The organism is Polaromonas sp., assembly GCF_012927415.1.
Lineage (GTDB): Bacteria > Pseudomonadota > Gammaproteobacteria > Burkholderiales > Burkholderiaceae_C > Polaromonas.
Genome location: NZ_JABBPF010000117.1, coordinates 1 through 9,672, shown reverse-complemented (window position 1 = coordinate 9,672; position 9,672 = coordinate 1). Strand labels below are relative to the sequence as shown.

The window sequence follows — 9,672 nt, the reverse complement described above, 5'->3', positions numbered from 1 at the left end:
GCCATTGGCCATCGCGTAGCTTAGAGCCAGGTCGCGGGCCTTGCCGGACTTGTCCTGATGCACCGCCACCAGATGCGGCACGCCGCCTCCTTGTGTGTAGGTGTTGCGAACCGTGTGGCCTGGTGCCTTCGGTGCAACCATCCAGACATCAAGGTCAGCGCGAGGAATAACGGCACCGTAATGCACGTTGAAGCCATGGGCAAACACCAGGGAAGCTCCCTGCTTGATGTTCGGAGCAATGTCATTTTTGTAGACCGCGCCGATTTGCTCATCGGGCAACAAGATCATCACCACGTCAGCCGCTTTCACAGCATCGGCGACTTCAGCCACCTTCAGGCCCGCTTTTTCCACCTTTGGCCAGGAAGCACCGCCCTTGCGAAGACCAACGACAACCTTGACGCCGCTGTCATTCAAATTCTGCGCGTGTGCGTGACCCTGGCTACCGTAACCAATGATGGCCACTGTTTTGCCCTTGATGAGGCTCAAATCGCAATCCTTGTCGTAGAAAACTTTCATCTGTCACTCCTAAATAATCAGCAATAAAACAAAATATGCCAGCTCCGTTACACGGATTATGGACATCTCAAACCCTCAGAATCCGCTCGCCACGACCGATGCCGCTTGAACCGGTTCGAACAGTTTCTAAAATGGCGCTGCGGTCAATCGCTTCCAGAAACGCATCGTTTTTGGTTTGATCGCCCGTCAATTCAATCGTGTAACTCTTCTCAGTAACGTCAATGATTCGCCCGCGAAATATATCAGCCATGCGCTTCATTTCTTCGCGTTCCTTGCCGACCGCGCGCACCTTGACCATCATGAGTTCTCGCTCTGTGTACGCACCTTCGGTCAGGTCAACCACCTTCACTACTTCAATCAGGCGATTCAGATGTTTGGTGATTTGCTCGATCACGTCATCCGAACCAGAGGTCTGGATGGTCATGCGTGACAAGGTCGGGTCTTCCGTCGGCGCAACGGTCAGGCTTTCGATGTTGTAACCGCGGGCCGAGAACAGGCCAACGACGCGAGAAAGCGCGCCTGGCTCGTTCTCCAGCAAAACTGCAATGATGTGTTTCATAGAAAGATTCCTCTTTTCGCTACCCTCCCCTGCGCACGGTAATGCGCAGGCTCGGCAGGCAATAGATTCGTCAGCTTGACGGTTGATAAACGAGTTCTGCCGGCTTAGAGATCCTCAGACCCCAGCAGCATGTCCGTGATGCCCTTGCCAGCCTTCACCATCGGGAAGACATTTTCGGTAGGGTCGGTACGGAAATCCATGAACACAGTGCGGTCCTTGAGTTTGCGCGCCTCGCGCAGTGCCGGCTCCACATCCTGCGGCTTTTCGATCAGCATGCCGACATGCCCATAAGCCTCAGCCAGCTTTACGAAATTGGGCAGTGCGTCCATGTAGCTGCTGCTGTAGCGGCCCGCGTATTCAATTTCCTGCCACTGGCGAACCATTCCAAGGTAGCGGTTGTTAAGCGACACGATCTTGATCGGCGTGTTGTATTGCAGACAGGTGGAAAGCTCCTGGATGCACATCTGCACCGAACCTTCGCCGGTAATGCAGAAAACTTCCGAGTCAGGCCTGGCCAGCTTGATGCCCATGGCATAGGGAATGCCCACGCCCATGGTGCCCAGACCGCCTGAGTTGATCCAGCGGCGCGGCTCGTCAAACTTGTAATACTGTGCGGCCCACATCTGATGCTGTCCCACATCCGAAGTGATATAGGTGTCTGCATCCTTGGTCATGTTCCAGAGTGTCTCGACCACATACTGTGGCTTGATCACATCACCGGTGCCAAGGCTGTATTTCATGCAGTCCCTCGAGCGCCACTCGTCGATCGTGTTCCACCAGCTACCCAGCGCATCGGCGTCAGGCTTCAGGGCCGACTCACGAATCATGGAGATCAGCTCGGTGAGTACATCCTTGACATCGCCCACAATTGGAATATCAACCTTTACGCGCTTGGAGATGCTCGACGGGTCGATATCGATGTGAATGATCTTGCGCTCGTTTTGGGCGAAGTGCTTCGGATTGCCAATTACGCGGTCGTCAAAACGCGCGCCGACCGCCAGCAAGACGTCACAATTCTGCATCGCGTTGTTGGCTTCCAGCGTACCGTGCATGCCCAGCATGCCGAGGAATTTTCTGTCGCTGGCCGGATAGGCGCCCAGACCCATCAGCGTATGGGTGCAGGGATAACCCAGCATATCCACAAGGGTACGCAGCTCTTGCGAAGCATTGCTGAGCAGCACGCCGCCGCCGGTATAAATATAGGGCCGCTTGGCCGTCATCAGCAGTTGCAAGGCTTTGCGGATTTGCCCGGCGTGGCCTTTGCGAACCGGATTGTAGGAGCGCATTTCAATGCTCTTGGGATAGCCGGCATACAAGGTCTTGTTGAAGGAGACGTCCTTGGGCACATCCACCACAACGGGACCAGGCCGCCCAGTGCGGGCAATATGAAAAGCCTTTTTCATGGTTTCGGCCATGTCCCGCACGTCCTTCACCAGGAAGTTATGCTTGACAATGGGTCGGGTGATGCCGACGGTATCGCATTCCTGGAAAGCATCAAGACCGATCGCCGCAGTCGGCACCTGGCCGCTGATGATGACCATCGGGATGCTGTCCATGTAAGCGGTGGCAATACCGGTCACGGCATTGGTCAGGCCGGGGCCGGAAGTAACCAGCGCCACGCCGACATCGCCGGTAGCGCGCGCATAACCATCAGCGGCATGCACTGCCGCCTGCTCATGCCGGACCAGCACGTGCAGGATTGAATCCTGCTTGTAAAAAGCGTCGTAAATATGCAGAACCGCACCGCCCGGATAACCCCAGATGTACTTGACACCTTCGGCCTGAAGCGACTTCACGAGGATTTCAGCACCCCGAAGTTCCTGAGAATTTGATTGAGCAGATGCTGCTGCTGCGGAAGCGATTTCCGCCTTTGACATTTCCATGATGAACCTTTGTGAATTTCTCTAACGAAATACCTAGGGTGCCTCTTGGCCCGCTCTTGTGAAGCAGCTTCGAGACTTGAGGCCAAAGCCATAAGCGAAAACATAATCCGCCGAGCCATGACCCGTTTGCCTTTTAATAAGCAAGAAGTATTATGGCACCACTGTGACCACAGAGGCAAAAGGCAGCCGCTCAGACAGGAAAGGCAGAGCCGCAAAGACCCAAAAACGGGTGATGCGATAATTTTTTGGCTTTGAACTATCTGTCCGCTGCATGTTGTGCATCTGCACGGCGATAGAAAACCACAACAAATAACCGCTGGACAACCCGGAATCCCACACCGTTGGCAACAGAACAAGAACTTTCCGACTTTCTGAAAAGCGTTGAGAAACGGGCTTTCAAGCGCAGCATCTATCACGTCCGGGATGAAGAAGCTGCACTTGACATCGTTCAGGACAGCATGATGAAACTGGCGCAGCACTACGGCGACAAGCCTGCTGCGGAGTTGCCCATGCTGTTTCAGCGAATTCTGTCCAACACCACGCTGGACTGGTTTCGCCGCCGCAAGACCCGAAATGCACTTTTTTCCAACATGAGCGAGTTCGCCACGCCCGGCGAGGACGGAGATTTCGACTTGCTGGAAACTTTAGAGAGCCTGACCAACTCCGAAGGAACTGAAAGCGCCCAGGATGCGACTGAGCGGGCCCAGATATTGCATGAGATCGAACTAGAGATAAAGGAGCTGCCGGGTCGTCAACGGGAAGCATTTCTGATGCGTTACTGGGAGGAAATGGATGTTGCTGAAACCGCTGCTGCCATGGGTTGCTCAGAGGGCAGCGTCAAAACACACTGCTCTCGTGCAGTTCACGCCCTCAGTAAAGCACTGAGCGCTAAAGGGATAAAACTATGATGAATTCACCCCAAAAAAGGGCCGATGTCCTCCAAGACCGATTTGGCCTAAAGACAGTGTCGTATCTGTCGGCGGGGACGGCAGACTTTCCCCACGACGTTTCCGAGCGTTTGCGCTCCGCCCGTGCGCAGGCTGTTTCCAAACGAAAGATTGCAAAAATCCAAACGGCTGGAAATGTGATCAACGCCGGCGGCAGTGCTGCGCTGACCTGGGGTTCCGAAGAAGGCCTGAGCTGGTGGGGTCGTATTGGCTCGGTGCTGCCACTAATTGCGCTGGTGGTCGGCATGTTGGCCATCAATTCAATTCAGGATGACAACCGGACCCAGGAGTTGGCGGAAGTTGACTCGGCACTGCTGACCGACGTGCTGCCCCCGGCGGCGTTTGCGGATCCGGGTTTTGTCCAGTTTCTCAAGGCAACGCGTCAGGCTACGACCGTCCAATGAGCCTGCCCGTGACACCTCTCTCTGCTCCGCCACGCCGTCGCCGGTCGCCGGCTGGCTGGGCGCTGGGGGTGGTATTGGCTAGCCTGCTCTGGAACTCCGCCAGTTTTTCCCAGACACCCAGGCCCGCAACCCCTTCAAGCTCGCCGGCTGGGGCAAACGCCTCCTTGCCAGCGGTCAAGGCGGTTTCCCGGCCCGGCTGGACTGAATTAAGTCCGGCTCAAAAGCAGGCACTCGCTCCACTGGCGTCAAACTGGAACACCATCAGTGAGCCGCAAAAGCGCAAATGGCTGGAAATTTCCAAAAATTACAGCACGCTATCGCCAGAGGAGCAAGCCACACTGAACGGCCGCATGAACGAGTGGGTCACGCTTAGCCCCCAGCAACGTGCCCAGGCGCGGCTGAATTTTGGCAAAACCAAAGAGTTTTCCCGGCAGTTGACACCCGAAGAAAAAAATGCCAAGTGGCAGGCCTATCAGGCCCTTAGCCCTGAAGAAAAGCAAAACCTGGCAGCCAAGGCGAGCCCTCGCCCGAGTGGAGCCGCCACAGCGGTCAAGCCCGTGGCGCCGCAAAAACTTGTCATGGTTCCTCCAGCTCTCCCCAAGAAGTCTGGCAGCACCGAGCCAGCATCTAAAATAGGACCATCCCAACCCGCAGCGGCCATCCAGCCTGCTGCTTCGCCTGCGGGTCCCGGCGCTGCCGAAGGTGCCAGCGCGCCTCCCCTGCGCTGAACCTGGAACGGCGTTTCGCTGGTCCGGGATTTCTGGCTCCACCCGCGCTGATTTCTCACCAGCGCCCACTTTAGTGCATAGGGCAAAAATTGATGGTTTCCAGTACCCAAAATCAATCGACACCCTCCATTCCGAGACGTATGGCGTGTTGGATGTACGAAGGCATTTTGATGTTTGGCGTGGTGTTCATTGCCGGCTATCTTTTCAGTACCCTCAGCCAGACCCGCAACGCGCTGGATAACCGCCACGCCCTGCAAGCCTTTGTGTTTGTGATTTTTGGCATTTATTTCATCTGGTTCTGGGCCAAAGGCCAGACGCTGGCGATGAAAACCTGGAATATCCGTGTGGTTGATGTTCGCGGCGCAGCCATCACGCAGCAACGTGCCCTGCTGCGCTACCTGTTGAGCTGGTTGTGGTTTCTACCGCCTCTGGTCGTAACCTGGTTGCTGGGTCTTTCGGGCCGTGAAGGTGCCTTGTTGACCTTGGGCTGGGTAGCCGTTTGGGCCGTTCTGGCCCGTTTTCATCCGCAGCAGCAATTCTGGCACGATCACTGGGCTGGCACGCGCCTGATCAGCTGGGTTGCCCCCGCGAAGGTACAGCGCCAGCCCGGCACCGGCATTGCGCCCGAATAGCCCTAACATCAAGCAGCCGTGGTGCTGCGAGACAATACCATCCATGCCAGAACAAGTTCCATTTCCCGCTGCTGGATCCGCTTCCCCGCAAAACAGCACCGACCGACAGCCGCCGTGTGATGAGCTGGTTAACCCGCAAAAAAATCGCAAAGGCCTGAGCCGCGTCTGGCATGCCACGGGCTACTCCCTGGCTGGCCTGCACGCTGGCTGGCATGAAACAGCCTTTCGCCAGGAAGCCCTCGCCTCTCTTGTACTGGTTCCCGCCGCATTCTGGCTGGGCAGCGATTGGGTTGAAACCGTCTTGTTGGCCGGCACAGTCGTTCTCATCATGATTGTCGAGCTGCTCAACACCGGTATAGAAACTGCCATCGACCGCATCGGCCCCGAGTGGCACGACCTTTCCAAGCGGGCAAAGGACATGGGAAGTGCCGCAGTCCTGCTCAGCCTGCTGCTTTGCGCAGGCACCTGGATCCTGGCCTTGTTTCAAAGGTTTGCGCCATGATGGCCGAAGCAGGCAACGCGGCCGAGGCCGTCAGCCCCGCATTTTCACTGTGCGTCTACTGCGGATCTCGCCCTGGCAACACCGCAGAATTCGCGGCAACGGCACAGGCGGTGGGCAACTGGATAGGCTTGCACGGTGGCCAGCTGGTCTACGGCGGCGGCCACAACGGGTTGATGGGCATCATGGCGGACGCGGCGCTGGCCGCAGGCGCCCGGGTCATCGGCGTCATCCCAAAGGCGCTGGTCGAAAAGGAATGGGCGCACACCGGCTGCACCGAACTCCACATTGTGGAAAACATGCACGAGCGCAAGCGCATCATGGCCGAGCGCGCAGACGCATTTCTGGCGCTACCCGGCGGCATCGGCACGCTGGAAGAATTTTTCGAAGTCTGGACCTGGCGCCAACTGGGCTACCACAACAAGCCGATAGGCCTGCTCAACATGGGCGGTTTTTACGACAGCCTGTTGACATTCCTGAACTCGGCGGTAAAAACCGGTTTCATGAATGAATGGCAAATGGACCTGATGCGGACGGGCGAAGACGCCGCGTCATTAATCGAAGCGCTGGTTCAGGCGGCTGGCACTGCGTCACTCACCGGGCGCCTTGACCAGATTTAAGTGGGTATGAGCGGGTTTTAGGGCCCAGTCGGCCTTCAACGAAACGCGCACTTACCACAAGGAAGTCCAACCTTTCAGGGGCTGTACACAAGTGGCAACGCGGACCCCTAAATTGCAGATTCGTCCTCTTCCCCGGTGCGGATGCGCACCACACGCTCCACGCTGGTGATGAAAATCTTGCCGTCACCGATTTTGCCGGTGCGGGCCGCGCGTACGATGGCTTCGACGCAGCGATCCACGTCGACCGTTTTGACGACCACTTCGACCTTGACCTTGGGCAAAAAATCGACCACGTACTCGGCCCCGCGGTAAAGCTCGGTGTGCCCTTTCTGGCGTCCAAAACCCTTGACCTCGGTGACGGTCAGACCAGTGACGCCACATTCGGCCAGCGCTTCGCGCACTTCCTCCAGTTTGAAGGGCTTGAGGACGGCTGTAATTTGTTTCACTAAAAAGTTCTCCGGAAGGTCTAAGGTCTGAATAATGAATTATGGCTGCGGTCTGCCATGCAGCGCTTATGGGTTGCTAGACGCGAGTTCATGCCCCGAATTTGCTGGTAATAGGATAACGCCAATCTTTGCCGAAGCTACGGTGTGTCACGCGTATGCCAACCGGCGCCTGGCGCCGCTTGTATTCGTTGAGCCTGATCAGCCGGACCACGCGCTCAACCACTGCCCGCTCGAATCCGGCAGCCACAATGCTCTCCACGCTCTGGTCGTTTTCCATGTAGCGCGCCAGGATGGCGTCCAGCACTTCATAGGGTGGCAAACTGTCCTGGTCGGTCTGGTCGGGGCGCAGTTCGGCGCTGGGCGGGCGCGTGATGATGCGCTCGGGAATCGGCTGGCTGCCCGTGCCATAAGGGTCGTTTTCATTGCGCCAGCGCGCCAGCTCGAACACCGTCGTTTTCAACAGATCCTTGATGACCGCAAAGCCGCCCGCCATGTCGCCGTACAGGGTGCAGTAGCCGGTTGCCATTTCGCTCTTGTTGCCGGTCGTCAGCACAATGGAGCCGAACTTGTTGGACAGCGCCATCAGAAAAACGCCGCGAATGCGCGCCTGGATGTTTTCCTCGGTCGTATCGTCCTTCAAGCCCTGGAATTCGCCTGCCAGCGACGCCTTGAAAGCCTCGAACTGCGGAATGATGGAGATTTCGTCGTACGCTACCCGCATGCGTCCGGCCATTTCGCGCGCGTCCAGCCACGAAATATCGGCCGTGTAGGGTGAGGGCATCATCACCGTGCGCACCTTGTCAGCGCCCAGCGCGTCGACCACGATCGCCAGCACCAAAGCCGAATCAATGCCGCCCGAGAGACCGAGAATCGCGCCCGGAAAACCGTTTTTGCCCAGATAGTCCCGCACGCCCAGTACCAGCGCGTCCCACAGGTCGGCCTCGCTACTCCGCTCAGGCGCCACGCCGGCTATTAAATTAATAGCTACCTGTGACCGCAGTACCTGGACGTTAAACAGATTTTCCTTGAAACTTGCGGCCCGGCCCGCCAGCGAACCGTCGGCCTGCAGGGCAAATGAGCGGCCTTCAAAAACAATCTCGTCCTGGCCACCCACCAAATGCGCATAGACCAGCGGCAAGCCGGTCGCCAGGCAGCGCTCGCGCATCGTCATCTCGCGCTCGCCGCCCTTGCCCACATGAAACGGCGAGGCGTTGATCACCACCAGCAGCTCGGCACCCGCCTCTTTGGCCAGCCGCGCCGGCTCTTCAAACCAGGCGTCTTCACAAATCATCAGGCCGACGTTGACGGCTTGGTCGCCCGCTTCATCACCCGTGGCCTGGAAGACGCATGTGCCCTGCCCCGGCGTGAAATAGCGGCGCTCGTCAAACACCTGGTAATTGGGAAGTTCGCGCTTGGCATAACTCTCGATGACACGGCCCTCACGCAGGACCCTGGCCGCGTTATGGCGCTGCTGCACCGCCACGCTTCTGGTGCGCAAGCCCTTGCCGTTGTCGCCCTGTGTTGGCGTGCCGACCACGACCGTCAAGCCCTTTAACCCGGCCAACTCACGGGCCACCTGATTCACGGCATCATCACAGGCCTGAATGAACGATGACCGCAGAAAAAGATCCTCGGCCGCATAGCCGCAAATTGCCAGCTCAGGGGTCAGCAGAAGGCGCGCGCCGTCGGCATAGGCAGTGCGCGCCGCGTCAATGATCTTTTGCGCATTGCCCGGCATGTCGCCCACGCAGTAATTCAATTGGGCAACGCAGATTTTGAGTGGCATGAAGAAATTGAACCCCAAAAAAACACACGAACACGACGTGAAAAATAAGTCAAATGATTATGTCATCCGCATCCTGAATTCGCCGCTGGAGGTGAATGCCGACGCGTGGAACGCCCTCCTGGCCACGCAAAGCCAAAACGGCACGCTCAACCCTTTCATGCGCCACGAATATCTGGCTGCCCTGCACGGCAGCGGTAGCGCCACGCCAGAAACCGGCTGGACGCCGCGCTTCGTCACGCTCTGGCTGGGCGGCACGCTGGCCGCTGCTTGCGCGCTTTACCTCAAGGACCATTCCTACGGGGAATACGTGTTCGATTGGGCCTGGGCCAACGCCTACCAGCAGCACGGCCTTCACTACTACCCCAAGGCCGTGGTGGCAGTGCCCTTCACGCCCGTGCCAGGCGCACGTCTGCTGGCGCGCAACGCGGCAGAACGCCTCTTGCTGGTCAAGGCGCTGCTGGCCTGGTGCGAAGAAGAAAAGCTGTCTTCGCTGCATTTGCTGTTTGCCGGTGAAGCCGACGTGGCAGCGTGCGAAGAAGCGGGGCTGATGCTGCGCCACACGGTGCAGTTTCACTGGACGAATATTGCCCCCACGCTTGCCGCTTCGCGTGCTGCGCTGCCCCCCGGGGGGGCTGTTCCTCCTGGGGGCGGC

Annotated in this window: 12 protein-coding genes; 7 read left to right on the top strand and 5 right to left on the bottom strand. The window is 57.9% G+C overall.

Annotated elements, in window-relative coordinates; all coding sequences use genetic code 11:
• The 3 genes from HHJ19_RS11415 to HHJ19_RS11405 all read right to left on the bottom strand — a co-directional run.
• Positions 1 to 516, bottom strand: a 516-nt coding sequence (locus HHJ19_RS11415; protein ID WP_296907362.1) for an NAD(P)-dependent oxidoreductase, incomplete at its 3' end; no start/stop codon positions are given.
• Between the two features lie 67 nt (positions 517 to 583).
• Complete coding sequence (ilvN, locus tag HHJ19_RS11410; protein ID WP_296907359.1) at positions 584 to 1,075, bottom strand: acetolactate synthase small subunit; 492 nt, start codon at positions 1,073 to 1,075, stop codon at positions 584 to 586.
• Positions 1,076 to 1,179: 104 nt separating this feature from the next.
• Complete coding sequence (locus HHJ19_RS11405) at positions 1,180 to 2,958, bottom strand: acetolactate synthase 3 catalytic subunit (protein ID WP_296907357.1); 1,779 nt, start codon at positions 2,956 to 2,958, stop codon at positions 1,180 to 1,182.
• Positions 2,959 to 3,299: 341 nt separating this feature from the next.
• On the opposite strand from HHJ19_RS11405, the gene HHJ19_RS11400 reads away from it, so the two are divergent.
• From HHJ19_RS11400 to HHJ19_RS11375, 6 genes are all read left to right on the top strand, one after another.
• On the top strand, positions 3,300 to 3,866 hold the full coding sequence (locus HHJ19_RS11400) for an RNA polymerase sigma factor (protein WP_296907354.1): 567 nt from the start codon (positions 3,300 to 3,302) through the stop codon (positions 3,864 to 3,866).
• Complete coding sequence (locus HHJ19_RS11395) at positions 3,863 to 4,309, top strand: DUF3619 family protein (protein ID WP_296907352.1); 447 nt, start codon at positions 3,863 to 3,865, stop codon at positions 4,307 to 4,309. The genes HHJ19_RS11400 and HHJ19_RS11395 overlap by 4 nt, the downstream gene beginning before the upstream one ends.
• Positions 4,310 to 4,317: 8 nt before the next feature.
• Positions 4,318 to 5,037, top strand: coding sequence for a DUF3106 domain-containing protein (locus HHJ19_RS11390; RefSeq protein ID WP_296907349.1), 720 nt, complete (start codon positions 4,318 to 4,320; stop codon positions 5,035 to 5,037).
• A 92-nt stretch (positions 5,038 to 5,129) separates the two neighbouring features.
• Positions 5,130 to 5,669 (top strand): RDD family protein, encoded by a 540-nt coding sequence (locus tag HHJ19_RS11385; RefSeq protein ID WP_296907346.1) that lies wholly within the window; start codon positions 5,130 to 5,132, stop codon positions 5,667 to 5,669.
• A gap of 43 nt (positions 5,670 to 5,712) precedes the next feature.
• A complete protein-coding gene (locus tag HHJ19_RS11380; RefSeq protein WP_296907343.1) occupies positions 5,713 to 6,171 on the top strand; it encodes a diacylglycerol kinase in 459 nt (152 codons plus the stop codon).
• Positions 6,168 to 6,788: a TIGR00730 family Rossman fold protein gene (locus tag HHJ19_RS11375; RefSeq protein ID WP_296907340.1), complete on the top strand. Its 621-nt coding sequence runs from the start codon at positions 6,168 to 6,170 to the stop codon at positions 6,786 to 6,788. The genes HHJ19_RS11380 and HHJ19_RS11375 overlap by 4 nt, the downstream gene beginning before the upstream one ends.
• 107 nt (positions 6,789 to 6,895) lie before the next feature.
• Here the strand turns inward: HHJ19_RS11375 and HHJ19_RS11370 are convergent, their stop codons facing one another.
• Positions 6,896 to 7,234, bottom strand: coding sequence for a P-II family nitrogen regulator (locus tag HHJ19_RS11370; RefSeq protein WP_296907337.1), 339 nt, complete (start codon positions 7,232 to 7,234; stop codon positions 6,896 to 6,898).
• 88 nt (positions 7,235 to 7,322) lie between these two features.
• Positions 7,323 to 9,020, bottom strand: a complete 1,698-nt coding sequence (locus HHJ19_RS11365) for an NAD+ synthase (RefSeq protein WP_296907336.1) — start codon at positions 9,018 to 9,020, stop codon at positions 7,323 to 7,325.
• Between the two features lie 37 nt (positions 9,021 to 9,057).
• Between HHJ19_RS11365 and HHJ19_RS11360 the strand changes: the two genes are divergently transcribed.
• On the top strand, positions 9,058 to 9,672 hold a 615-nt coding region (locus tag HHJ19_RS11360; protein ID WP_296907333.1), incomplete at its 3' end, for a peptidogalycan biosysnthesis protein.